Annotated in this window: 20 protein-coding genes and 1 pseudogene; 12 read left to right on the forward strand and 9 right to left on the reverse strand. The window is 71.3% G+C overall.

What is annotated here, in order from left to right; all coding sequences use genetic code 11:
- Nucleotides 1–378: 378 nt before the first annotated feature.
- The 3 genes from A3CE_RS56515 to ychF form a co-directional block, all read right to left on the reverse strand.
- A complete protein-coding gene (locus A3CE_RS56515) occupies nucleotides 379–1,134 on the reverse strand; it encodes an HIRAN domain-containing protein (protein ID WP_169523991.1) in 756 nt (251 codons plus the stop codon).
- Entirely contained in the window at nucleotides 1,131–2,012 is an 882-nt protein-coding gene (locus A3CE_RS0116490) for a HipA domain-containing protein (RefSeq protein WP_020641203.1), read from the reverse strand. Before A3CE_RS0116490 ends, A3CE_RS56515 begins: the two co-directional genes overlap by 4 nt.
- A 73-nt stretch (nucleotides 2,013–2,085) precedes the next feature.
- A complete protein-coding gene (gene ychF, locus A3CE_RS0116495) occupies nucleotides 2,086–3,168 on the reverse strand; it encodes a redox-regulated ATPase YchF (RefSeq protein ID WP_020641204.1) in 1,083 nt (360 codons plus the stop codon).
- A 102-nt stretch (nucleotides 3,169–3,270) separates the two neighbouring features.
- Between ychF and A3CE_RS0116500 the strand changes: the two genes are divergently transcribed.
- Complete coding sequence (locus tag A3CE_RS0116500) at nucleotides 3,271–4,653, forward strand: DNA-3-methyladenine glycosylase 2 family protein (protein WP_026468552.1); 1,383 nt, start codon at nucleotides 3,271–3,273, stop codon at nucleotides 4,651–4,653.
- 1 nt (nucleotide 4,654) lies between these two features.
- Here A3CE_RS0116500 and A3CE_RS0116505 read toward each other — a convergent pair whose 3' ends face one another.
- Genes A3CE_RS0116505 through A3CE_RS0116515 form a run of 3 tightly spaced genes read right to left on the reverse strand, consistent with a single transcriptional unit; the run spans nucleotide 4,655 to nucleotide 8,967 of the window.
- Entirely contained in the window at nucleotides 4,655–4,846 is a 192-nt protein-coding gene (locus A3CE_RS0116505) for a DUF1737 domain-containing protein (protein WP_020641206.1), read from the reverse strand.
- A 21-nt stretch (nucleotides 4,847–4,867) separates the two neighbouring features.
- Nucleotides 4,868–7,819, reverse strand: coding sequence for an AAA family ATPase (locus tag A3CE_RS0116510; protein ID WP_020641207.1), 2,952 nt, complete (start codon nucleotides 7,817–7,819; stop codon nucleotides 4,868–4,870).
- Nucleotides 7,816–8,967, reverse strand: coding sequence for an exonuclease SbcCD subunit D (locus A3CE_RS0116515; RefSeq protein ID WP_026468553.1), 1,152 nt, complete (start codon nucleotides 8,965–8,967; stop codon nucleotides 7,816–7,818). Before A3CE_RS0116515 ends, A3CE_RS0116510 begins: the two co-directional genes overlap by 4 nt.
- 227 nt (nucleotides 8,968–9,194) lie before the next feature.
- Here A3CE_RS0116515 and A3CE_RS0116520 point away from each other — a divergent pair, with 227 nt between their 5' ends.
- Complete coding sequence (locus A3CE_RS0116520; protein ID WP_020641209.1) at nucleotides 9,195–10,109, forward strand: DNA recombination protein RmuC; 915 nt, start codon at nucleotides 9,195–9,197, stop codon at nucleotides 10,107–10,109.
- Nucleotides 10,110–10,314: 205 nt separating this feature from the next.
- A complete protein-coding gene (locus A3CE_RS0116525; RefSeq protein ID WP_026468554.1) occupies nucleotides 10,315–11,238 on the forward strand; it encodes a DUF6542 domain-containing protein in 924 nt (307 codons plus the stop codon).
- A gap of 219 nt (nucleotides 11,239–11,457) precedes the next feature.
- On the opposite strand, the gene A3CE_RS0116530 is transcribed toward A3CE_RS0116525, so the two are convergent.
- Nucleotides 11,458–12,453 (reverse strand): 4-hydroxy-3-methylbut-2-enyl diphosphate reductase, encoded by a 996-nt coding sequence (locus A3CE_RS0116530; RefSeq protein ID WP_020641211.1) that lies wholly within the window; start codon nucleotides 12,451–12,453, stop codon nucleotides 11,458–11,460.
- 150 nt (nucleotides 12,454–12,603) lie between these two features.
- Here A3CE_RS0116530 and A3CE_RS0116535 point away from each other — a divergent pair, with 150 nt between their 5' ends.
- The 6 genes from A3CE_RS0116535 to A3CE_RS0116560 all read left to right on the forward strand — a co-directional run bounded on the left by A3CE_RS0116535 (nucleotide 12,604) and on the right by A3CE_RS0116560 (nucleotide 17,151).
- Nucleotides 12,604–13,398 carry a lipid droplet-associated protein gene (locus tag A3CE_RS0116535; RefSeq protein WP_020641212.1) on the forward strand — a complete coding sequence of 265 codons (795 nt, stop codon included), beginning with the start codon at nucleotides 12,604–12,606 and terminating at the stop codon, nucleotides 13,396–13,398.
- Nucleotides 13,395–14,642 carry an exodeoxyribonuclease VII large subunit gene (xseA, locus tag A3CE_RS0116540; protein ID WP_020641213.1) on the forward strand — a complete coding sequence of 416 codons (1,248 nt, stop codon included), beginning with the start codon at nucleotides 13,395–13,397 and terminating at the stop codon, nucleotides 14,640–14,642. The genes A3CE_RS0116535 and xseA overlap by 4 nt, the downstream gene beginning before the upstream one ends.
- The gene (locus tag A3CE_RS0116545; protein ID WP_020641214.1) at nucleotides 14,639–15,037 is read left to right on the forward strand and encodes a hypothetical protein; all 399 of its coding nucleotides are present in this window, start codon (nucleotides 14,639–14,641) and stop codon (nucleotides 15,035–15,037) included. Before xseA ends, A3CE_RS0116545 begins: the two co-directional genes overlap by 4 nt.
- Nucleotides 15,034–15,255: an exodeoxyribonuclease VII small subunit gene (locus A3CE_RS0116550; RefSeq protein WP_020641215.1), complete on the forward strand. Its 222-nt coding sequence runs from the start codon at nucleotides 15,034–15,036 to the stop codon at nucleotides 15,253–15,255. The genes A3CE_RS0116545 and A3CE_RS0116550 overlap by 4 nt, the downstream gene beginning before the upstream one ends.
- Before the next feature lie 85 nt (nucleotides 15,256–15,340).
- On the forward strand, nucleotides 15,341–16,390 hold the full coding sequence (glpX, locus tag A3CE_RS0116555; RefSeq protein WP_169523993.1) for a class II fructose-bisphosphatase: 1,050 nt from the start codon (nucleotides 15,341–15,343) through the stop codon (nucleotides 16,388–16,390).
- Between the two features lie 8 nt (nucleotides 16,391–16,398).
- The gene (locus tag A3CE_RS0116560) at nucleotides 16,399–17,151 is read left to right on the forward strand and encodes a S1 family peptidase (RefSeq protein WP_020641217.1); all 753 of its coding nucleotides are present in this window, start codon (nucleotides 16,399–16,401) and stop codon (nucleotides 17,149–17,151) included.
- A 1-nt stretch (nucleotide 17,152) separates the two neighbouring features.
- Here the strand turns inward: A3CE_RS0116560 and A3CE_RS0116565 are convergent, their stop codons facing one another.
- A complete protein-coding gene (locus tag A3CE_RS0116565) occupies nucleotides 17,153–18,142 on the reverse strand; it encodes an NAD(P)/FAD-dependent oxidoreductase (RefSeq protein ID WP_020641218.1) in 990 nt (329 codons plus the stop codon).
- A 122-nt stretch (nucleotides 18,143–18,264) separates the two neighbouring features.
- On the opposite strand from A3CE_RS0116565, the gene A3CE_RS0116570 reads away from it, so the two are divergent.
- Entirely contained in the window at nucleotides 18,265–19,662 is a 1,398-nt protein-coding gene (locus A3CE_RS0116570) for a class II fumarate hydratase (protein ID WP_020641219.1), read from the forward strand.
- A 4-nt stretch (nucleotides 19,663–19,666) separates the two neighbouring features.
- On the opposite strand, the gene A3CE_RS0116575 is transcribed toward A3CE_RS0116570, so the two are convergent.
- On the reverse strand, nucleotides 19,667–20,692 hold the full coding sequence (locus tag A3CE_RS0116575) for an aldo/keto reductase (protein ID WP_020641220.1): 1,026 nt from the start codon (nucleotides 20,690–20,692) through the stop codon (nucleotides 19,667–19,669).
- 131 nt (nucleotides 20,693–20,823) lie between these two features.
- Here A3CE_RS0116575 and A3CE_RS0116580 point away from each other — a divergent pair.
- Both A3CE_RS0116580 and A3CE_RS0116585 read left to right on the forward strand, forming a co-directional pair.
- Nucleotides 20,824–20,982: pseudogene (locus A3CE_RS0116580) on the forward strand (transcriptional regulator); the annotation flags it as partial.
- Between the two features lie 69 nt (nucleotides 20,983–21,051).
- Nucleotides 21,052–22,719, forward strand: a complete 1,668-nt coding sequence (locus A3CE_RS0116585) for a PstS family phosphate ABC transporter substrate-binding protein (RefSeq protein ID WP_020641222.1) — start codon at nucleotides 21,052–21,054, stop codon at nucleotides 22,717–22,719.
- Nucleotides 22,720–22,734: the final 15 nt, after the last annotated feature.

A 22,734-nucleotide genomic window follows, 5' to 3' on the forward strand; every position in this document is an offset into this window, starting at 1 on the left:
CGCACCTAAAGTGAGAACGGGCTGGGACCGCAACGCCGACGTGCCCGAGCGAGTTGTGGAAGGAACCGTTCACCGTCGGACTGCCCAGCGAGTTCGCCCGACCAGTGGCCAGTGCGCTTGGCGAGGGACCTGGTCTCCCAGCGGGAACACTCACGATCGACCGTACAGGCTTCGACCTGGTCAATTCGTCCGAAATGATCTTCGGGCAGGCGGCAGCCGCACTGAAGACCGCCATGGCCGCGCACCTGGTGAGTTCGGCCGGCGCCAGGCAACCGTAGCTCACGGCGGAGGCCCTTTGGTCAGACGTTGAAGCGGAACTCGACCAGATGTCGATGCGGAGCAACCATTAGGGGCCACAACCACCAGAGCAGCCGAGACTCAGGCAACGGTCTCCCATCCGGGGCCGGAGAAGGGTTGATAGCCGGCCGGCACGCGGAGTCTCGCTCTGACCAGCAGCCGGAAGTGATAGCCGACCTCGGGTCCATTCGCCCGCAGCACACTCACAGAACAGCTCTCAGCTGAATGCAGTAGATCGAGGAGTGGACCAGGCACATAGCCGAGACACACTTCATCACAGTCCGTAACCAGCAAGGCTCGCGAGTCCCATTCGTTGTCTGTCTCGGGAACGACTCGCAACAGCTCGCCGAGCTCAAGTTGCGAGATACGAGCTTGGGCCTCCAGCGTCTGATAGCGCACACCATGGACCAGGAAATCCACCGTCAGCGCGCCGTCGGAATCAGCGATCGGTGCTGGCAGCACCTCGATTTCGTCACCGACACGTCGGCCCCCGCTTCGTTGCAGCACCTCGAATGGGGCAGCGCCAACGGTGAGCCCCAGTGCCTCCATCGAGATCTGCCGGTCAGGTCGACGGGAGGAGATCACCCGCTCGGCAAAGATCGGGAAGAGACGCTCGGAGGTATACCGATGCATCGTGTCGCTTAGGCCGGGTAACGTTCGGAAGCCTTCGACCGCCACCGCTCCACGTAGGTAAGCGAAGCTGTACGTGTGCCCGTCATGTGTCAGGAAACCCAGAGGATAGTAGCTTTGCGTAGCGGGGTCGCGACGAGTGACGAGGAGCCGTGGGGAGTCGTCGGCGACTCCGACATGGGCCGTCGTAGGTGCAGCCAGGGTCATCTCGTCAGCCTCCTCTGGTTCTCCTCGAGGATCCCTCTGATGAATGTACGGCGTACCTCTGACAGTCTCATCGTGTTTCTCGCCGCGTCCAGCAGGTCGTCGAGGCGCGCCAAGTCGTACCGCGCCACTCGATCCACCCAGTCCCGCGCCTGCGCTCCAGCCTGTTCGACGGCCAGAAGAGCAAGGTCCACGAGTGTCTGTCGCCTGCCTCCTTCAAACCGTGAGGCCTTCCCACGGCCGGCAAACGTGACCGGATCCTGACCAGCCAAATCGGCCTCACGGACCCCCGAGCCCAGCGCGCTGCCGTGATCGAAGGAAGGGGCCAAGCGCTGCTCCCCATCGTGGTCCAGGACAGCCCAGTTGATCGCGTGCCGATCCGTGTTGGCGATCCAAGCGTCGAACACCAAGTAGCCCGCAAAGACCGAGAACGCCGAACACTCGGCCGGTAGCCCGGGCGGCGGACCGCAGCCGTTCAGGATCGAGCGGATGTTGGCCAGGTTGTGCCCAACGCGTTCCTTGGGACGGTCGTCGCCTGAACAGCTCAAGTAGCCGGGGTACTCGGAGAGCCGCACATCTCCGCTGTGAAGGTCCCAACCGTCCGGCCTGACGTTGCGGGAGATGATGCCCTCGTCAGAGGCACGCCCAGCGAACTCCACCCTTGCGGCCGGAAGGCCAAGATCTTCGGCCAGCGCACTGGCGAGTCGTTCAGCTACATCGTCATACCGACGATAGCTGGTCTCAAGGCCGAACTTCGAAGACTTGTAAAGCCAAAGTTCTTTGTCATCCGCCCGGCGCGCGAGCCACAGCTTGGGATCGGCCCCTTCGGACTCTTGGCCGATTACCAGCCAATCAGAAACATCGACAACATCGAACTTCACAGAGGTAACTTACCGTAACAGTTCGTCACTGGACCATGGCGGACTGAGCGGTATCTGCCGGATCGGCCGAGGCTCACACGTTGAAGCGGAACTCGACCACGTCGCCGTCGGACATGAGGTAGTCCTTGCCCTCCATGCGGACCTTGCCAGCCGCCCGGGCCGCCGCCATCGAGCCCGCCGCCATCAGGTCGTCGTACGAGACGATCTCCGCCTTGATGAAGCCGCGCTCGAAGTCCGTGTGGATCACGCCCGCCGCCTGCGGGGCCGTTGCGCCCTGCGGGATCGTCCAGGCGCGGGACTCCTTCGGGCCCGCCGTCAGGTACGTCTGCAGGCCCAGGGTGTGGAAGCCCGCGCGGGCCAGGGAATACAAGCCCGGCTCCGGCTGGCCGACGGACTCGAGCAGCTCGCGCACCGACTCCTCGTCGTCCAGCTCCAGCAGCTCCGCCTCGACCTTCGCGTCGAGGAACACCGCGTCCGCCGGTGCGACCAGCTTGGTCAGCTCCTCGCGGCGGGCTTCGTCGGTGAGGACCGACTCGTCGGCGTTGAAGACGTACAGGAACGGCTTCGTCGTCAGGAGGCTGTGCTCGCGAAGCAGTTCGAGGTCGACGTCCTTCTGCGCGGAGAAGAGCGTGCGTCCGCTGTCGAGGATCTCCTTCGCCTTCTGCGCGGCCTCGAGCGCGGGCTTCGCTTCCTTCTTGGTCCGCGCTTCCTTCTCCAGCCGCCAGACGGCCTTCTCGAGGGTCTGCAGGTCGGCCAGGATCAGCTCGGTGTTGATCGTCTCGATATCGCTCAGCGGATCGATTCGGCCGTCGACGTGGATCACGTCCGGGTCGTCGAACACGCGGATGACCTGGCAGATCGCGTTGGCTTCGCGGATGTTCGCGAGAAACTTGTTGCCCAGCCCGGCACCCTCGGACGCGCCCTTCACGATGCCCGCGATGTCCACAAAGGACACCACGGCCGGGACCGTCTTCTCCGACTTGTACAGCTCGGCCAGCTTGTCCAGCCGGGGGTCCGGCAGCGGCACGACACCGACGTTCGGCTCGATCGTCGCGAACGGGTAGTTCGCGGCGAGCACGTCATTGCGGGTCAGCGCGTTGAACAGGGTGGACTTGCCGACGTTGGGCAGGCCGACGATACCGAGGGTGAGGCTCACGACCCCGCAGTCTACGTGTCTGCCCCGGTCGGGCCCCGCGCACCCAGCGCCGTGGCGGATTTCCGCCAGCGACGGCGCTGACCTGCTGGCATGCTCGGATCCATGGTCACGATCACCGAAGCGCCCCCGCTCTGGCGCGACATCGAACGCTGCTATCGCGTGGTCACCGCCCGCGACTCGCGCTTCGACGGCCAGTTCATCATGGCGGTCCGCACCACCGGGATCTACTGCCGCCCGTCCTGCCCGGCGTCGACGCCGAAGGCGCAGAACGTCAGCTTCTTCCCGACGTCGGCGGCCGCGCAGGCCAACGGCTTCCGCGCCTGCCGCCGCTGCCTGCCCGACGCCGTCCCCGGCTCGCCGGACTGGAACGTGCGCGCCGATCTCGCGTCGCGGGCGATGCGCCTGATCGCCGACGGGACGGTGGAACGCGAAGGCGTCCCGGGCCTCGCGCGGCGGCTCGGCTACTCGGAACGCCAGCTCGGCCGGGTGCTCACCGCCGAACTCGGCGCCGGCCCGCTCGCCTTGGCCCGGGCACATCGTGCGCATTCGGCGCGGTTGCTCATCGAGATGTCCGAGCTGCCGCTGACGGATGTCGCGTTCGCGGCGGGCTTCTCAAGCGTGCGGCAGTTCAACGAGACGATCCGCGAAGTGTTCGCGACGACGCCTTCGCAGCTTCGCGTCTCCGCAGCTTCACGAAGGGGACGCCAGAGTGATGTCAGCGGGACGCGGCTCAGCCTGCGGTTGCCGTTCAGGCCACCGTTCGACGCCGAGGGCCTGCTTCGCTTCTTCGCGGCCTACGCAGTCCCGGACGTAGAGGAAGTCACTTCGGAGTCTTACGCCCGCACCCTGCGGCTCGCCCACGGCACCGGTGCCGTGCGGCTGACTCCGCGGCCGGACCACGTGCGCTGCGAACTGCGGCTCACCGACCTGCGCGACCTCGGCAGCGCGGTCAGCCGGGTGCGCCGGCTGCTCGACCTCGACGCCGACCCCGCCGCGGTCACGCGTGTCCTCGGCGCCGACCCGGCGCTGGCCCCGCTGGTCGCGGAAGTGCCGGGAATCCGGGTGCCGGGCGCGGTGGACGGCGAGGAACTGCTGCTCCGCGCGCTCCTGAGCGAGGTACCGCTCGGCGAGGATGTGCCGGGCGAATGGGGTGTGACGCGGCTGTTCCCGACCGCGGCCGAGGTCGCGGCCACCGGCCACCCCGTCGCCACCGCGCTGGCCGAGGGACGGCTGGACGTGCACGTCGGCCGGGACGCGGCCGAGCTGCGCGCCGAGTTGCTGGCGTACGTCGAACCGTCGATGGCGGACTACGTCGTGATGCGAGTCCTCGGCGCCCCGGACGTCCTGCTCTCGGAGGACACCGCCGTCCGGCGCGGCGCCGAGGCGTTGGGTATCGCGCCGGACTCACTCGGCGAGCGCGCCCGCGCGTGGACGCCCTGGTGCTCTTACGCCGGGATGTACCTCCGGCACACCGGCTCGCCGTGATTCAGTCCTGTTCGCCCTGCCACAGCACGGCCTGGGCGACGATCACCCGGTCACCGTCGAACGTCGCGGCCGGCGAGCCGTACAGGCGGTAGCCGAGTTCGAGTGCTTCGCTGACCCGGAAACAGAACTTCGCGTCGTCCGGGCCGGTCAGCACGCGGTAGCGGGGCAGGCCGTTCGGCGGCTGGTCCGTCATGGCTTCATCTTGTCCGAGCGATCAACCGGCGCGCACCTCCAAGGTCGAGCCCGTGCGGGACTTCCGGACCCGCAACCGCGTCGGGATGCGCTGCCGCAGCTCCTCGACGTGGGAGACCAGCCCGACCACCCGGCCGCCGGCGCGGAGCTCGTCGAGGATGTTCATGACGACGTCGAGGGTTTCGGCGTCGAGCGTGCCGAAGCCCTCGTCGACGAAGAGCGTGTCCAGCAGCGCGCCGCCGGTCTCGCCCGCGACGACGTCGGCCAGGCCCAGCGCCAGTGCCAGCGACGCGAGGAACGACTCGCCGCCCGACAGCGTCTTCGCCGGGCGGATGGTGCCCGAGTAGTCGTCCAGCACGTCGATGCCGAGCCCGCCGCGGGTGCCGCGCGCCCCGGCCGCGTCCGAGTGCACGAACGAATACCGGCCCTGGCTCATCGTGCGGAGCCGGTGCGTGGCGGCGACCGCGACTTCTTCGAGCCGCGCGGCCAGCACGTACGACCGCAGCGACATCTTGCGGCTGTTCTGCCCGCGCCCGTTGACGACCTCCGCGAGCGCCCGCAGCTCGGCGTACTCCGCTTCGGCCGGGGCGAGCCCGGCGAGTGCCTTGCGCAGCAGGCCGGCCAGCCGGTTCAGCTCCCCGTGCTGCGCGGTGGCGGCTCGCAGCGCCGCGTACGCCGAGTCGGCGCGCGCCCGCGCCAGCTGGGCCGCGTCGGCCGCGCGGCCGACGTCCGCGACGTCGTCCGGCGAGATCCCGAACAGGTCCGGCTCGGCCAGCAGCGCCCGTGCCCCCGCCGCGGCCGCCTCGGCTTCGGCGATGCCCTGCTCCAGCTTCTCGATCTGCTCATCCGGCAGCATCGCGGCCCGCGCCTTCTTCAGCGACGTGAACCCCTTCGCCTTGACCGCCGCCTCGACCAGCACGCGTTGCTCCGCCACCCGTTCCCGGGCACCGGCGACCGCCGTGCGGGCCTCGGCGACCTCCTCGAGGGCCTCGGCAAGGCCGAGGAGGTGCGCCCGGCGGGCACCGACGTCCGCGAACTCGCCCCGCCCGGCGACCAGGCGGCGATCGCGCTCGGCCAGCCGTTCCTCCAGGGCGCGGACGTCGGTGACGGCTTCGGTCGCCGCCTGTTCGGCCCGGCGCAGGCGCTCGGTCCGCAGCTCGGCGTCACGCTCCAGCAGGACGACCTGCTGGCTCAGCTTCGCCTTGGCTGCCGCCTTTTCGGTGAGGGCGGCGACGGTGGACCGGGCTTCCGCCAGCTCGGCGGTGATCGACTCGGCCGTGCGCCCGGCCAGCCGTTCGATCAGCCCCGCCAGCCGGGCCTTCGCCTCTTCCAGCGCGACGACGACCCGCTGCCGCAGGGCGTCCGCTGCCTGTTCGGCTTCTTCGGCGGCGCGCTCCTCGGCCGGGTCGACCAGCTCGACATCCCGGGTCGCCGGCGACGGGTGCTCGGCCGACCCGCACACCGGGCACGGCGCGCCGTCCGGCAGCGCGGCGGCCAGCTCGGCCGCCATCCCGTCCAGCCGCCGCTCCCGCAGGTCGAGCCGCCGCTGCCGGGCCTCCTGGTGTGCGTCGACGACTTCGCGCAGCTTCGCCTCGCCCCGTTGGACCTTTGCCTGGGCCTCGGGCAGTTCGGCCGCGTCTCGGGCGACGGCTCGCAGCTCGTCCACCTTCGCCTTGGCACCGTCGAGCTTGGCTTCGGCTTCGGCCGCTTCGAGCGCGTCCGCCCGCAGCTTGGCCAGCCGGCCGGGGATCGCGGCCAGCTCGGTGGTCAGTTCCCCGGCCTGCTGCTGAGCCGTGACGGCGGTGAGCTTCCGGTCGTCCCGCCGCATGATGTCGACCTGCTGCTGCTCGGCCTCGGCAACGAGTTCCGCGACCGCTCCCGCCTCTTCCCAGGCGGCGGCCGCGCGCGCCTTCAGATCGCCAGTCGCCCGCGTGCCGAACTCCCGCAGCCGGGCGCCGCGGGCCTTCTCCGCCTGCTCGGCTTCGGTCAGCTCGGCGGCCCGCCGGTCCAGCAGGTCGGCCTCCACGGCGACGCCGGCCGCCCGCCGCGCGGCCGCGACCTCCTGCGCCCATTCGGCCCGCTGTGGCGCCTGCTCGGTGATCTCGACCAGGCGCAGGTGCGCGGTGCGGACCCGGCGGATCTTCTCGGCACCGGCGCGTTCTTCCTGCAGGTAGACGTCCGCCCGCTGGGCGGCCGCCCGCGCCCGCTCCTCCTCGGCCGTCACCAGCCCGACTCGGTGTTCCGACTCGGTGAGCACGGCGCCGACCCAGCCGGCGACGTCGCCCTCGGGTGGGTCCTGCTGGGCCTCCTGCGCGTACCTCGCCAGCAGCTCCCGCACGTCCGCCTGGCGTTCGGCCAGCTCCCGGCCGCGCTCGGCCCGCAGGTCGGTGAACCAGCGTTCGACGTCGGCGAAGCGCTCGGTGCCGAACAGCCGTTCCAGGAGCTTCTCGCGCTCGGCGGTGTCCGACCGCAGGAAGCGGGCGAACTCGCCCTGCGGGAGCAGCACCACCTGGAAGAACTGCGCCGCCGTCATCCCGAGCAGCCGCTCGACGGTGCGCGCGACCTCTTCGATCCGGATCAGGCCTTCCGGCGACAGCCCGGCGGGCGCGGTGCCGACCCAGCTCAGCGACACCCTCGCCTGCTGGGTGGTCGTGCCCTCGCCGCGCCGCTTCGGCCGCTGGTACTCCGGGTTGCGGACGATCTTCAGCCGGCGCCCCTGCACGGTGAGCTCCAGCGCGACCTCGGTGACCTGGTCGGGCCCGGCCAGGTCGCAGCGCAGCCGCTTGGCCTCGTTGCGGGCGCCCGGGACCACGCCGAACAGCGCGAAGGCGATCGCGTCGAGCAGCGTCGTCTTGCCCGCGCCGGTTTCGCCGTGCAGGAGGAAGAGGCCGTCGGCGCCGAGCACGTCGAAGTCGACCACTTCGCGTGCGCAGTACGGCCCGAAGGCTTCGACCTCCAGCCTGTGCAGCCTCATTTCGCGAGGGCCCCCCGGTCGGCCGCTTCCAGGGCCCGGAACAGGAGCTGCTCTTCGCTTTCGGTCGGCGGGGCGCCCCGGCAGTCGTCGAGGAAGCTGCGCGAGACCTCGATGTCGGTCCGGCCGCGGACGGCGTCGGAGTAGCGCAGCGGGGCACCGGCGTGCCCGCCCTCGTGCTCCCATTCCAGGTGCACCGCGTACGGGAAGCGCTCGCGCAGCCGCCGCATCGCGTCCACCGGGCGGACCCGGTCGGTGACGGTGACCGACAGGAAGTGGCCGAGGTGTTCGTCGTGCGCCGGGTCGTTCAGGAGGTCTTCGATCTCGCCGCGGAGGGTGGCCAGCGCCCGGGGCACGGGCAGCTCGTGGCGCCGGACCTCGGCGAGGCCGTCGGCGCCGAGGTCGACCAGCCAGACCGATTTCCGTTGCCGTGCTTCGGAAAACGAGTAGGCAAGGGGGCTGCCGGAATACCGCAGGTGCTCGGCGAGCGTCTGCGGGCCGTGGAGGTGACCGAGCGCCACGTAGCCGACGCCGTCGAAGATCGAGCCGGGCACCTGCTCGACGCCGCCGACCGCGATCGTGCGCTCCGATTCCGCCGGCTCGCCGCCGGTGACGAACGCGTGCGCGAGCACGACCGACCGGGCACCGGGCCGGGTTTCGAGGTCCGCGCGGATGCGGCGCATGGCCTCGGTGAGCACGCCGGTGTGGCCGCGCGCGTCCGGCACGCCCAGCGCGTGGCGCGCCGGTTCCGGTTCCAGGTAAGGGATTCCGTAGACGGCGACCGGGCCGTGGGCGTCCTCGAACAGCACCGGTTCGGCCAGCCCGCCGACGGTGGTGCGCAGGTGCAGGCCACCCGCCGCGGCGAACTCCGCGAAGGCGCCGAGCCGGGGCGCGGAGTCGTGGTTGCCCGGCGTGACAACGAGTTGGGCACCGGCCGCGCGGATCCGGGCGACGGCCGCGGTGGCCACGCGCACGGCTTCGGCCGAGGGCACCGCCCGGTCGTAGATGTCGCCTGCCACCAGGACGACGTCGATCGCCTCGCCGGCGACGAGGCCGGCGAGGTGCCCGAGCACCGCTTCCTGTTCCGCGAGCAGGTCGGCGCCGTGGAACGTGCGGCCGATGTGCCAGTCGGAGGTGTGCAGGAATCTCACGGTGGCCAAGGTACGACCCGGCTCCGACGAAATCGCGCAGGCACGCCGCCACCTCACTCGAACGTGTGTACTAACACGAGCGTGCCGAATTGGACACGCCCTGGGCGATATCGGGTTCTTCGCAGGTCAGCTACCCAGAGCGACGGATCGGGTGCGATTTTTGTCGGTGGGGTCCGCCATGATGTCTGCGAGCTCGGAGGCTCGGAGACCCGGAGGGAGGAGATGAAGTGGCGACAGTGCTGACCACCGCTGCGATCGTGCTCGCGGTCCTGCTGCTGGTCGCCGTCGCGCTGCTGTGGCGGCTGTACCAGGACGGGATGCGCCGGGCGGACGCGGCGGCCCGGCTGGTGGCGGCCGAGCGGGCGAAGGCGGACCAGCAGCAGCTGGCGCTGCGGCGGTACGAAGTCGCGTTCGCCTCGATCAGCGGGCGCGGCGAGCTGGGCGAGCAGGTGCTGGTCGAGACGGCGCGGGCGCTCGGGCTGCGCGAGGACCTGCACTTCACGCTGCAGACGGACCTGGCGGGCGGCGGCGCGGCGAAACCGGACATGGTGCTGCGGGTGGGCGGCGACCGCACGGTGCCGGTCGACGCGAAGGCGAGCATGGCGACCTGGTCCGAGGCGGTGGAGACCGACGACCCGGACGAACGGCTGGACGCGTTGCGCGCGCACGTCCGGCAGATCCGCTCCCGGGCCGCCGACCTGGCCGGCAAGGGCTACCAGCGCTGGGCGGACGCGATCTACGGCACGATCATGTTCGTCCCGTCCGACGCCGCCGTGGTCGCGGCGCTGGACACCGATCCGGAGCTGCTGCGCTGGCTCATCGACCGCCGGGTGTTCCTGTGCGGCCCCACGGGCTTCGGGGTCCTCGCCTCGGCGGCCCTGTTCGCGGCGAGCGACCGGACCCTGGAGGCCGACGTCGAACAGGTACGGGCGGGAGCGGCCGCGGCGCACCGGGCGGCGGGCGGCGCGGTGGAGGCGTTCAACCTGTCCAGCACGCACCTCCAGCGCTTCCTCTCGGCCCGGCGGCGGGAGCTGGAGGCCCTGGAGACGTTCCGGTCGACAGTGGCCCCGCTGACGGACGCCGCGGGGAGCCCGGCCGCGGTGCCGACGGTGCGGAAGGGGGACGAACTGGCGGCAAGCTGAGCACCCCACGGGCGGCGGCGACCCTCGCCGGTCGTCGGTCACATCGGCACCGGTCCGGGTGGCCTGAGGCCGGGAAAGGTTCGCCGCGGAGGGGCCGTCCGACCGCTGCTCCGGGGACCTTCGGGCCACGCCTCGGGACGCTGTAGCCCCATGTCGGCGGCGGTGCTGGCAAGATCTTCACATCCACGAGATACGGTGTTGTCTCGTGACCGCGATTCGCGATCGCCAGAGCGATCCAGATGCCGACGACGTCCCCGTGCCGTGGGATGAGCGTCCTGTCGTCGGTTCGAGGCGCGGACTGCCGTGGTGGGCGGCGATCCTGATCGGCCTCGGCCTGGCGATCGTGGGCGCCCTCCTGGGCAAACCGAGCCAGACGAACATCCCGGTGGTCTTCATCGTCTGCTACATCGCCGGGGCCGTGATCGCGGTCTGCGCGGTGCGGCGCCGTGGCCTGTTCGGGCCCATGGTGATGCCGCCGCTGGTGCTGGCCGTGACCGTGCCCGGGGTGATCCTGCTGACCGGGTCCTCCTCCGGGGGCCAGGCCGACGACATGCTGTCGAAGGCGTTGAACATCGGCACCCCGCTGATCAACGGCTTCCCCATGATGGCCATCACCACCGGCGTCACCCTGCTGATCGGGCTCGTCCGGATCTTCCGCGAGCGCGACCCCGACGCCCCGAAGAAGATCAAGGCCGACCGGCGGCGAGCGGACGAGGACGACGAGAAGCCGTCGTCGCGCGCCGCGGCCACGTCGGCCGGGGGACGTCCGCGGCCGGCCGGGTCGGGCCGGTCCGGCCAGACCCCGCTGCCGCCCGGTGCCCGGCGCGGCCGGGAGGGCGAACCGCCGCGCCGTCCGCGTCCGCCCGCGGAAGGGGAACGCCGCACGCCGCGGCCGCCCGCCGACCGCGACCCGGGGACCCGCGGCACCCGGAAACCCCCGCCGTCGACCCGGCGCACCCCGCGCCCGGACGAAGGCGACCCGCGCCGCCGCGAACCGCGTGACGACGCTCCGCGGCGACGTCCGCGTCCGCCCGCTGAAGACGGCCGCGACACTCCGCCCCGCCGTCCGTCCGGCGGACGGGGTGCCCCGCCGCGCCGGAACCGTCCCTGGGACGAAGAAGAGCGCTGACGACCTGTTGAAACGGCGGTCGCCTCCTGCCGGAGGCGACCGCCGTTTCGCTACGAAGGCACCGGCGCCCGTGATCGGGAGCGGAACTCGCGTGATCAGAGCCGGAACTCGCGTGACTGGAGCCGGAGCTCGCGTGATCAGAGGGGCATCGCGCGGGGTGGAAAGCAGTTCGGCGGCGGGGCGCCGAAGCGACCTGCCGCCGAACCGGAGGCCGGGGACTCAGACCTTGCGCAGTTCCTTGGGTGGCGCGAAGGTGATCTTCTCGTTCGCCGTCGTGACCTCGTCGACGTCGCCGTAGCCGCGCTCGGCCAGCCAGGCGAGCAGCTCCATGACCAGCTCGTCCGGGACCGACGCGCCCGACGTCACGCCGACCGTCGTCACGCCGGAGAGCCACGCTTCGTCGACCTCGTGGGCGAAGTCGACCAGGTACGACGCCCGGGCCCCCGCCTTCAAAGCCACCTCGACCAGGCGCTTCGAGTTGGACGAGTTCGTCGACCCGACCACCAGGACCAGGTCGCACTCGGCCGCCATCGCCTTGACCGCGACCTGGCGGTTCGTCGTCGCGTAGCAGATGTCGTCGCTCGGCGGGTCCGCCAAGCCGGGGAAGCGCTCGCGGAGCTGGTCGACGCGCTCCATCGTCTCGTCGACCGACAGCGTCGTCTGGGACAGCCAGATCACCTTCGACGGGTCGCGCACCTCGACCTTGTCGACGTCCTCGGCTGTGTCGACCAGCTGGACCTTGTCCGGCGCCTCGCCGGCGGTGCCCTCGACCTCTTCGTGGCCCTCGTGGCCGATCAGCAGGATGTCGTAGTCGTCCTTCGCGAAGCGGTTGACCTCCTTGTGCACCTTCGTCACCAGGGGGCAGGTCGCGTCGATCGTGCGCAGGTTCCGGTCGGCGGCCTCCGCGTGCACCATCGGCGAGACGCCGTGGGCGGAGAACACCACGAGCGCGCCCTCGGGCACCTCCGACGTCTCGTCGACGAAGATCGCGCCGCGCTCACGCAGCGTCTCGACCACGTGCCGGTTGTGGACGATCTCCTTGCGGACGTACACCGGGGCGCCGTAGACCTCGAGAGCCTTCTCGACGGCGATCACCGCGCGGTCGACGCCGGCGCAGTAACCACGGGGTTTGGCGAGCAGCACCCGCTTGCCGGAAGCGGTTCCGGTGATCGTCGGGGTACCCGCGGGCTCGATTCCGGGACTCGCTGAACTCATGCCCCCAGGGTACGGGCAGCCCGGTGACGACCTCGCAGTCCCTTTCGGGTGAGCTTCCTCCCCCTACCGGGCTGTGCCCGGGGTCACGCAACGCGCCCGGACCCACCCTTTCGGTTGGGCAGGATGGCGGATATGCGGCAGGCTGGACGCATGAAGCCTTTCCCGCTCCCCCTCCGGGTCGCCGCGGGCCTAGCCGTCATCACCGCCGAGCGGGTTCGCGAACTCCCCCGGCAGCTCGCCGGGCTCCCCGTGACCGTCGCCAGCCAGGTCCTGCAGGCGTCCATGCGCGTGCAGCAGCACGTCACCGAGCTGGCGATCAAGGGCGACAACGCGCTGTCGAGCCTGCGCCCGGTCGAGGACACCCCGAGCTGGGCGACGTTCGACGAAGACGCCGAGCCCGACGTTCCGCCCGCGCGCCCGAACCTCGCGCCGGTCGCCGAGGTGCCGGAACCGCGCTCGGAAATCAACGGTCACGTTCCGTCAGCGGCCGAGCTCGAAGCGGAGCTGGGCGACCCGTGGGCCGAAGAGGAACGCGCGCTCGCCGAGGACCACGCCGACGGCGAGTTCGACTCCGCCGAAGACAGCGACCAGGCCGACCAGGCCGACCACGACGCGAGGAAAGCCGAAGCACCCCGCAAGCCCAAGCCCGGCACGCCCAAGGTCGACAAGAAGGTCAAGAGCGAGACCCCCAAGACCAGCGCCGCGGGGTACGAAGGTCCCGCCGGGCTGACCGGCTACGACCAGCTCACCCTCCCGCAGCTGCGGGCCCGGCTGCGCCAGCTCTCGATCGACCAGCTCGAGACGATCCTCGACTACGAGCGCGCCCACGCCGACCGCTCGTCCTTCACCGGGATGCTGGCCCGCCGGATCGCCAACGCGCGCAAGGCCGAGCGGGCGAACGCTGAGTCACCCGAAGACAGCGGCGACGGCACGGAAGGCCCGTGACCACCGAATCCGCACAGGCGCCCGCGAGCACCGCGGAAAAGCCGTGGCCCGTCCGGACGGTCGCGCGCAAGATCGGCGACTGGATCCACCGGCTCGGCACCGTGTGGGTCGAGGGCCAGGTCACGCAGGTCAACTCGCGGCCGAACACGCAGACGGCGTTCCTGACGCTGCGTGACCCGTCGGCGGACGTCTCCATGTCGGTCACCTGCCCGAACTGGCTGATCCGCGAGATGGAGCCGCCGCTGCGCGAAGGCGCGAGCGTGGTGGTGCACGCGAAACCGTCGTACTTCTTCGGCCGCGGCACGATCAGCCTGCGTGCCGACCAGATCCGCGCCGTCGGCATCGGTGAGCTGCTGGCCCGGATCGAACGCCTCCGCAAGCTGCTGGCCGCCGAAGGCCTGTTCTCGCCGCAGCGCAAGCGGCCGATCCCGTTCCTGCCGAAGGGTGTCGGGCTGATCACCGGCCGCGCGTCGGCCGCCGAGCGGGACGTACTGGTCAACGCGCAGGCGCGCTGGCCGCACGTCAAGTTCAAGGTCCTCAACACCGCCGTGCAGGGCTCGCAGGCCGTCCCGCAGATCATGCGCGCGCTGAGGATCCTGGACGCCGACCCCGAAATCGACGTCATCGTCATCGCCCGCGGCGGCGGCAGCGTCGAGGACCTGCTGCCGTTCTCCGACGAGGCGCTCTGCCGCGCGGTGTCGGCCGCCGGCACGCCGGTGGTCAGCGCGATCGGGCACGAGCCCGACACCCCGCTGCTCGACCACGTCGCCGACCTGCGCTGCTCGACGCCGACCGACGCGAGCAAGCGCATCGTGCCGGACGTCCGCGAGGAGACCGAGCGGGTCCGGCAGATGCGCGACCGCGGGCGCCGCGCCCTGCACGGCTGGGTCGACACGCAGGCGCGGCTGCTCAACCAGATCCGCAGCCGCCCGTCGCTGGCCGATCCGCTCGGACCGGTCCAGCGCCGCCAGGACGACGTCGACCTCCACCGCGAGCGCGCGCGCCGCGCCATGCTCACCCTGCTCGCGAAGGACCAGGCCGAGGTCGCGAGCGCGCGGGCCCGGCTCACCGCGCTGGGCCCGGCCGCGACGCTGGCCCGCGGGTACGCGGTCGTGCAGTTCGTCGACGCCGAAGGCAACCTCCAGGTACTCCGCTCCGTCTCCGAAGTCGAGGCCGGTGCCCAGCTGCGCGTGCGCGTGGGTGACGGCGCGATCGGCGCGGTGGCGGAAGGAGAGCAGGGGTGAAGGCGACGTTCCTCCCGCTCACCGTGGACGCGGCCAGGAAACTCGGCGCGCGGCCGCTGCTGGACCAGGCGGTGCGCACCGACCGGGCGGCCGCCGAGTGCTGGACGGCGTTGCTCGCCGGCTGCGGCAGCGCCGCCCGCCGCGACCTGGGGCCGCAGCTGCGGCGGCTGTCCGAGGCGACGTCGATGCAGGTCGGTTCGCGCTGGTGGTTCGCCGAGGGAGCCGGGCACCGCAAGCGGGTGGCCGGCGCGCAGGAGAACCTCGAAGAGGCGATCGCGGACGGTGACGGGCAGGAGTTCGCCCTGGCGTTCGTCGGGTACGACCACGCGATGGCCAGCGCGGTAGTGTGCGCGAACAGCGTGCAAGCCAGGAAGGTCGGAGAACACCGAGCGTGAGTGAAGCAACCAGCGAGGAGCTCGGCTACGAGCAGGCTCGCGACCGCCTCGTCGAGGTCGTCCGCGAGCTCGAGGCCGGTGGCCTGTCCCTCGAGCAGTCGCTCGCGTTGTGGGAGAAGGGCGAGAAGCTCGCGAAGATCTGTGAGCGGCATCTCGAAGGCGCGCGCGAGCGCATCGAAGCCGCTCTCGCGTCCGTAGAGGACGACTCCGAGCAGTGAGCTAGGCCATGCCCTCGGTATCTGGAAACACGGCGGGTATCTGACAGACTGTTGGCCCGCCAGTTCCACGATCCGGGAGGCACAGATGCCCGCCGCAGACAGTCGTCGTGAAGCGCCCGACCGCAACCTCGCGATGGAGCTGGTCCGGGTCACCGAGGCCGCCGCGATGGCCGCCGGCCGGTGGGTCGGCCGCGGCGACAAGATCGGCGGGGACGGCGCGGCCGTCGACGCGATGCGCCAGCTCGTCTCGACGGTGTCGATGCGCGGGGTCGTGGTGATCGGCGAGGGCGAGAAGGACGAAGCCCCGATGCTGTTCAACGGCGAAGAGGTCGGCAACGGCGACGGGCCGGACTGCGACGTCGCGGTCGACCCGGTCGACGGCACCACGCTGATGGCGAAGGGCATGCCGAACGCGCTCGCGGTGCTCGCGGTCGCCGAGCGCGGGGCGATGTTCGACCCGTCCGCGGTGTTCTACATGGAAAAGCTGGCCGTCGGGCCGGAGGCGGCGGGCAAGGTCGAGCTCGGCGCGCCGATCGCGGAGAACATCCGGCGCGTGGCCAAGGCGAAGAACAGCAGCGTCGGCGACGTCACGGTGTGCGTCCTCGACCGGCCGCGCCACGAGCAGATCATCAAGGAGATCCGCGACGCCGGCGCGCGGATCCGGTTCATCTCCGACGGCGACGTCGCGGGTGCGATCGCCGCGGCCCGCCCGACCACAGGCGTCGACATGCTGATCGGCATCGGCGGTACCCCCGAGGGCATCATCGCGGCCTGCGCGATGAAGTGCCTCGGCGGCGAGCTGCAGGGCCGGCTGTGGCCGAAGGACGACGCCGAGCGCGAGAAGGCCCTCGCCGCCGGCCACGACCTCGACCGTGTGCTGCTGAACGACGACCTCGTGCGCGGCGACAACGTCTTCTTCTGCGCCACCGGCGTCACCGACGGCGACCTGCTGCGCGGCGTCCACTACCGCGAGGGCGGGGCGACGACGCAGTCCATCGTGATGCGGTCGAAGTCCGGGACCGTCAGAATGATCGACGGCTACCACCGGCTGAACAAGCTGCGGGCGTACTCCTCGGTCAACTTCGACGGCCACCTGGACGTGCCCGCCGACGACGTCGTTCCCCCGCTGCCGTAAGGAGATCCGTGACCAGGCGAGCCCCGGCCCTGCTGGCAGCGTGCGCGCTCGCCCTGGTCCCCGGCACAGCCGCGGCCGCCCCCGGCGTCGTCGGGGGTTCGGACGCGGACCAGCCGTACCCGTTCACGGTGTCGCTGCATTCCTCGTCGGGGAAGCTGTTCTGCGCCGGCGCGCTGATCGCGCCCACGTGGGTGGTCACGGCCGCGCACTGCGCGTTCGACAAGACCCCGGCCGCGATCTCGGTGCGAGCGGGCACGAACGACGTCGGTCAGGGCGGCGAGGTCGCCCAGGTCGCCGGGATCGTGGTGAATCCGGCGTTCAACACGCAGAGCCCGGCGGGCGACATCGCGCTGCTGCGGCTGACGGCACCGGCCGCGGCGGCGCCGATCGGGCTCGCGACGGCCGCGTCGCCGGGCACCGCGACCCGCATCCTCGGCTGGGGCCAGACGTGCCCGAAGGTCAACTGTGGACAGCTGCCGACAACGCTGCAGCAACTCGACACGCACATCGTCGAGGGCTCGAAGTGCACGTCGGTGTTCGACGGCACGGCCGAGCTGTGCACGGACAACCCGGGCGGCAAGGCCGGAGCGTGCTTCGGCGACTCCGGTGGCCCCGAGATCGTCCGTGACGGCGACCAGTGGCGGCTCGTCGGTGTCACCAGCCGGCCGGGCAACAACGACCCGGAATGCGCGTCGGCGCCGTCGATCTACACGTCCGTCGTCGCGTACGCGCCGTGGATCGCGGAGAAGACGAAGGCCTGATCTACTCGGCGTTGCTCGAGTGGCCCGGGAACAGGTGGGCGTCCGGGTCGAGCGCGACAGCGATGTTGTTGACGGCTGTGGCGGCCTCGCCGAAGCCGGTCGCGATCAGCTTCACCTTCCCCGGGTACGCGGCGACGTCGCCCGCGGCGTAGACGCGTTCCCGCGCGGTCGCCATCGTCGAGTCGACGGCGATGGCGCGGTGGTGGATCTCCAGGCCCCAGCTCTCGATCGGACCCAGGTCGGCCGTGAACCCGAGGGCCGCGACGACGCTGTTGGCCGGGAGCCGCTCATCGCCCGCGCCCTTGATCGAGACATCGACGGCTTCGAGCGTCCCGTCCGGTGCTTCCACGAACCGCGTGACCTCGGCGTCGGTGATGATCCGGGTGCCGAGCTCGCGTGCCTGCCGGACGATCGACTCGGCGGCGCGGAACTTCGCGCGCCGGTGCACGAGCGTCACGCTCGCCGCGACCGGGTGCAGCGCGAGGATCCAGTCGAACGCCGAGTCGCCGCCGCCGACGACCACGACGTGCTGCCCCGCGTGCGCCTGCAGCGACGGGACGAAGTGGACCATGCCGCGGCCCAGCCAGCCGTCGCCGGCCGGCAGCGGGCGCGGCGTGAACTCGCCGATGCCCGCGGTGATCAGCACGGCGCGGGCACGCACGGTTTCGCCGCCGTCGAGGGTCAGCTCGACGCCGTCCCCGGCCGGCTCCAGTTTCTCGGCCTTGCGCCCCAGCAGGTACTTCGGCTTGAACGGCGCGGCCTGCTTCACCAGTCCGTCGACCAGGTCGCGGCCGCGGACCTCGGCGAACCCGCCGACGTCGTAGATCATCTTCTCCGGGTACATCGCCGTCACCTGGCCGCCGGGCTCGGGCAGCGAGTCGACCACCGCCATCGAAAGGCCGCGGAACCCGGCGTAGTAGGCGGCGAACAGGCCCGTCGGCCCCGCGCCGATGATCACGAGGTCGTACGAGTCGCCGGTGACGTCAGTCATGCTCGCTCCAGCCAGTGGTGGATGGCGGTGATCGAGAACACAGCCGATCCTAGCGTCGCGGGCGGGCGAGGGTGGGCGACGCCACCACGCGGGGGCCGGCGAACAGGTCCAGAATCGGTGTCATGGCTGATCAGGAATACCGGATCGAACACGACACGATGGGCGAGGTCCGCGTGCCTGCCGACGCGCTCTACCGCGCGCAGACCCAGCGGGCCGTGGAGAACTTCCCCATCTCCGGCCGGGGCCTGGAGCGCGCCCAGATCCGCGCGCTCGGCCTGCTCAAGGCGGCCGCCGCGCGGGTGAACCTCAAGCTGGGCGTGCTCGACGCCGACGTCGCGAACGCCATCGCGGACGCCGCCGACGAGGTGGCCGAGGGCGTCCACGACGCGCACTTCCCGATCGACGTGTTCCAGACCGGGTCCGGGACGTCGTCGAACATGAACGCCAACGAGGTCATCGCGACGCTGGCTTCGCGCGCCCTCGGCCGCGATGTGCACCCGAACGACCACGTCAACGCGTCGCAGTCGTCGAACGACACCTTTCCGACGACCATCCACGTCGCCGCCACCGAAGCCGTGCTCAAGGACGTCATCCCGGCGCTCGAATACCTCGCGGGCGCCATCGAGGTGCGCGCCGCGGAGTGGGCCGGCGTCGTGAAGTCCGGCCGCACGCACCTGATGGACGCGGTCCCGATCACGCTCGGCCAGGAGGCGGGCGCGTGGGCGTCGCAGGTCCGCTACGGCGTCGAACGGCTGAAGTCGGGCCTGCCGCGGCTGGGCGAGCTACCGATCGGCGGCACGGCCGTCGGGTCCGGCCTCAACGCGCCGGACGGCTTCGGCGACGCCGTCGCGACCGAGCTCGCCACCGTGACCGGGCTGCCGCTGACCGAAGCCCGCGACCACTTCGAGGCGCAGGCCACCCAGGACAGCGTCGTCGAGACCTCCGGGCACCTGCGCACGATCGCCGTGTCGCTCAACAAGATCGCCAACGACCTGCGCTGGCTGGGCTCCGGCCCGCGCACCGGGCTGGCCGAGCTGGCGCTGCCGGACCTGCAGCCGGGCTCGTCGATCATGCCGGGCAAGGTGAACCCGGTGATCCCGGAGGCGACGCTGCAGGTCGTCGCGCAGGTGATCGGGAACGACGCGGCGGTCGCGTTCGCCGGTGCCGCGGGCAACTTCCAGCTGAACGTCAACCTGCCGGTGATCGCGCGGAACGTCCTCGAGTCGGCGCGGCTGCTCGCGGCCGTTTCGCGGCTGCTGGCGGACAAGGTGTTCGACGGCGTCACGGCCAACGTCGACCGCGCCCGCCAGTACGCCGAGGGTTCGCCGTCGATCGTGACGCCGTTGAACAAGTACATCGGCTACGAAGAGGCGGCCGCGGTCGCGAAGCAGGCGCTGAAGGAGCTGAAGACCATCCGCGAGGTCGTCATCGAACGCGGCCACGTGAAGGACGGCAAGCTCACCGAAGAGCAGCTCGACGAGGCGCTCGACGTCCTCCGCATGGCCCGCGGCGGCAAGTGACGCACTACCGCCGGCGCAGGCGCTTGTCCGCCAGCGCCGGCGGGGTGTAGTCCTTCTCCGCCGGGTTGACGTCCGTGCCCGGCGGGACGATCTCGTCGATCCGGTCCAGCACGTCGTCGTCGAGGACCAGGTCCACGCCGGCCAGCAGGTCGTCGAGCTGCTGCGGTGTGCGCGGGCCGATGATCGCCGACGTCACGCCCGGGTGCGCCCGGACGAACGCCATCGCCAGGTGGGTCATCGGACGGCCCAGGCCGTCGGCGATCTTCTTGAGCTGCGCGATCGCCTCGAACTTGACGGCGTTCTCCGGCAGGGCCGGGTCGAACTTGTGCGCCTGCACCGCCCGGCGGCCGTCGGAAAGGTCCACATCGGACGGTTGGGTGTACTTGCCGGACAGCCACCCGCTGCCCAGCGGGCTCCACGTGAGCACGCCCATGCCGTACTTCTGCGCGGCCGGCAGCACCGCGGTCTCGATCGCCCGGTTGAAGATCGAGTACGGCGGCTGCTCGGCGCGGAACCGGGCCAGGCCGCGCTTTTCCGCCACCCACTGTGCTTCCACGATCTGCTCGGCCGGGAAGTCCGACGACCCGATCGCGCGTACCTTCCCGGCCCGCACGAAGTCCGTGAGCGCCGCAAGCGTTTCTTCGATGTCGGTCGTGGGATCGGGCCGGTGGACCTGGTAGAGGTCGACGTGGCCGGTGTCCAGCCGGCGCAGGCTGTCGTCCAGCGCGCGGGTCAGCCAGCGCCGCGAGAGGCCACCCATGTTCGGGTCGTCGCCCATCGGGAAGAAGGCCTTGGTGGCCAGCACGACCTCGTCGCGGCGGCCCTTGAGCGCCTTGGCGACGATCTGCTCGCTCTCGCCCTGGCTGTACATGTCCGCGGTGTCCCAGAAGTTGACACCCGCGTCGAGTGCGGTGTGCAGCATCCGGACGCCCTCTTCGTGGTCCGGGTTGCCCCACTGGCCGAGCATCATCGCGCCGAACGCGTACTCGCTGACCGAGATCCCCGTGCCACCCAGAATTCGTCGTTCCATGCCACCTACCTTCCGGTGAGCGAGCAGGGCCGGACCAGGTCGCGCTCAACCTGGGTCCGGCAGTACCAGGCGAGGATACGCGCGCCGGGGATGCTGGAGGCATGAGTGACGCAGCCGAGCTGGGCGCCTTCCTGAAGGACCAGACGCTGCGCCTGCCCGACGACCCCGACCAGGGCATGGTGATCTACCACGCCGAACCGGGGTCGGACAGCGAACGCGCGCTCGGCCTGCCGGCCGGCTGGATCGCCGAGGCGCCCACCGGTGAACGACCGGTGAACACTCGCCCATAGCCGTCCCGCGCCGGGTTTGCCCTGCCTACGCTGCTTTTTCCGGGGGAGTCGGGGTAGAGGAGCGGCACGGTGGGCGTCGGCGCGACGATGCAATCTCTCGCCGAGATCCTCAGCTCGGACTCGGGCAGTCTCGTCCTCGGTCTCGCCGCGCTGGTCGCGATGGCCGCGCCGTTCGTGGACCGCTACTTCATCCGGCGGCGCCGGCTGGCGTTCCGGGTGCTCTACAACTCCAAGATCGGCCTGTCCCCGATCGACCTGCACGACGGCGAGAACGGGTCCGCGCAGGCGGACCCCCAGCTGGAGCGCACCGCGCGGCTGCTGAGCCGGATGAGCGTGGTGGTGATCCGGATCCGCAACACCGGCGGCTTCGACATCGCGCCGGACGACTTCGAGATCCCGCTGTCGTTCACCTTCGGCAGCCGGATCGTCTGGGACGCGCGGGTGTCCGACGCCACCGACGACGGCCTGCGCCGGCACGTCCGCGAGGGCCTGGAGTTCTTCACGCGGGATACGCCGCAGCCGGTCGAGAGCGCGAAGCTGTCGCGTGTGCGCGCCCTGCTGCCCAAGCGGCTGGCCGGGGTGCCCGCGCCCGAAGCCCCCGAGTGGCACGGCGTCCGGCTGGCCCGGCTTTCCCTGAAGCGCAAGGAAAAGTTCAAGCTGGTCATCGTGCTGCGCGAGTCCGGCGACGACGACGGCGAGATCAGCAAGGAGATCGAGCACCACGCCCGGCTCGCCGCCGGCCGGATCAAGGACGACCGGAAGCAGCGCCGGTTCGGCTGGCCGGTGATCACGACGGCGGTCGGGGTGCTGCTGACCGGCGCGTTGCTGGCGACACTGCTCGTGTCGTGGTCGCGGCCCTCCGGCGAGACGGCGCTGTGCGCCACCGGGAAGCTGTCGGTCGAGGGCTCGAGCGCGTTCGTCCCGATCATCGGCGGCATCGCCGCCGAGTACCACGGCCAGTGCGACGGCGCCGCGATCACGACCCGCGCGACCGGCAGCGTCACCGGCGTCCGCGCGCTCGCCCCGCTCGACGCGGCGGGCAAGGACGGACTGGCGGTGCTGTCGGACGGCCGGTCGGGGGAAGCGGGACCGGAGCTCGCGGCGAAGGCCGTCGCCGTGATCGTGTACAGCCTGGTCGTCAACCGCGCCGCCGGCGTCGACCGGCTGACGACCCAGCAGGTCAAGGACATCTTCAGCGGCCGGGTGCGGAACTGGGACCAGCTGCGGCCCGGGCCGTCGGTACCGATCGGGATCGTCGGGCGCGGGCAGGAGTCGGGCACGCGCAAGACGTTCGAGCAGAAAGTGCTCGGCGGCGCGGAGGACCGGCTGACGTCGGACTCGTGCCGCAAGCCGGAGCGCGACCCGGCGGCGGCGACCACCCGCTGCGAGCGCGGCACGACCGCCGAGGTGCTGACCGAGATCGCCGCCGTCCCGGGCGCGATCGGGTACGCCGACGTCCCGGCGGCGAAGGCGGCCGCGGCGCGGGACCAGCAGGTGGGCGTGGTGCAGCTCGACGGCCACTACCCCGACGTCACGACCATCGACGCCGGCTACCGGTTCTGGACCGTCGAGTACCTCTACACGAAGGGCGTGCCGGCGAACGAGAGCGTGTTGAAGGCGTTCCTGGACTACCTGGCGAGCGCCACCGCGCGGGCCGAGCTGCAGGACGCGGGGTACACGCCCTGCGTGGCCAAGGACGGCCTGCTCGACCCCCTCTGCACCAGGCCGGACATCTAGCCGACGAGACAGCGT

Source organism: Amycolatopsis balhimycina FH 1894 (assembly GCF_000384295.1).
GTDB classification, from domain to species: Bacteria; Actinomycetota; Actinomycetes; order Mycobacteriales; family Pseudonocardiaceae; genus Amycolatopsis; species Amycolatopsis balhimycina.

Excerpts from the sequence above, each read along its gene's own strand:
- A3CE_RS0116570 (WP_020641219.1), top strand. The coding sequence starts at position 18,265 with ATGGCTGATCAGGAATACCGGATCGAACACGACACGATGGGCGAGGTC.
- A3CE_RS0116535 (WP_020641212.1), top strand. The coding sequence starts at position 12,604 with ATGAAGCCTTTCCCGCTCCCCCTCCGGGTCGCCGCGGGCCTAGCCGTC.
- A3CE_RS0116510 (WP_020641207.1), bottom strand. The coding sequence starts at position 7,819 with ATGAGGCTGCACAGGCTGGAGGTCGAAGCCTTCGGGCCGTACTGCGCA.
- A3CE_RS0116565 (WP_020641218.1), bottom strand. The coding sequence starts at position 18,142 with ATGACTGACGTCACCGGCGACTCGTACGACCTCGTGATCATCGGCGCG.
- A3CE_RS56515 (WP_169523991.1), bottom strand. The coding sequence starts at position 1,134 with ATGACCCTGGCTGCACCTACGACGGCCCATGTCGGAGTCGCCGACGAC.
- A3CE_RS0116505 (WP_020641206.1), bottom strand. The coding sequence starts at position 4,846 with ATGACGGACCAGCCGCCGAACGGCCTGCCCCGCTACCGCGTGCTGACC.
- A3CE_RS0116500 (WP_026468552.1), top strand. The coding sequence starts at position 3,271 with ATGGTCACGATCACCGAAGCGCCCCCGCTCTGGCGCGACATCGAACGC.
- A3CE_RS0116530 (WP_020641211.1), bottom strand. The coding sequence starts at position 12,453 with ATGAGTTCAGCGAGTCCCGGAATCGAGCCCGCGGGTACCCCGACGATC.
- A3CE_RS0116575 (WP_020641220.1), bottom strand. The coding sequence starts at position 20,692 with ATGGAACGACGAATTCTGGGTGGCACGGGGATCTCGGTCAGCGAGTAC.
- glpX (WP_169523993.1), top strand. The coding sequence starts at position 15,341 with ATGCCCGCCGCAGACAGTCGTCGTGAAGCGCCCGACCGCAACCTCGCG.